Source organism: Burkholderia sp. LK4 (assembly GCF_001043615.1).
GTDB classification, from domain to species: domain Bacteria; phylum Pseudomonadota; class Gammaproteobacteria; order Burkholderiales; family Burkholderiaceae; genus Burkholderia; species Burkholderia cepacia.
Map to the genome: position 1 here is coordinate 1 of NZ_LDUL01000179.1, position 744 is coordinate 744.

General features: G+C 66.7%; 1 pseudogene. It reads right to left on the reverse strand.

Annotated elements, in window-relative coordinates:
• Positions 1-221 (reverse strand): annotated as a pseudogene (locus tag VK92_RS43260) (peptidase S8); the annotation flags it as partial.
• Positions 222-744: the final 523 nt, after the last annotated feature.

A 744-nucleotide genomic window follows, 5' to 3' on the forward strand; every position in this document is an offset into this window, starting at 1 on the left:
CTGCCGGCCGAGGCGGGCGGGGTCGTCGGTGTGCCGGGAGCGGGCGTCGGGGCGGGGGCAGGTGCCGGTGCCGCGTTGGAAGAAGACGGGTTGCTGCCGTCGCCGCCGCCTCCGCCGCCGCAACCGGCGAGGGGCAGGAGGGCGGCGGCAGACAGCATGCCGGCGAGCATGCGCGCATGTGCGGAGCGCGCCAGCGCAAGATTGAAACGCTTGGTTCTCATGTTGAAACTCGATCCTCGTAGATAACCGTCGTGCCGGCGGTGGCGCTGGTCCGGCTGACCCGGACCTTGTCGTTTTTGTCTGGCGGCCGCGGCAAGCTTGCTGCGACGCGCCATGCACTGGGTAACGGCTGGCGCGGCGGCTTCTTGAGTGCGTTTCACGAGAAAAACCGGGGCTGGCGCAAACGATTACGTTGCCGCGTTGCAGCATGAACACGTGTTTGGAACGTGTGGCACAGAAGGCGGGGCGAGCCCGCGTGCGGCCGGTCGGGCGAAATGTGCGGCACGGGCCGGTTTGCGCGGCACGGCAAACGTCTTTCAATGCGCGGCCACGGTGGAAGGTTGCTTACGCTTTCCCTGATGCGACGCGAATTTTGTCGGGCGTAGGATCGCGATTCGATCAACGTTTCGTCAGGAGAAAAGCATGGATCGCCGCTTAGGCTGGCTGGCCGTCGCGCTGTCCTGTGCGCTGGCGGGTACCGCGCACGCGCAGGCCCTCACCGGCACGCTGAAGAAGATCAAGGAC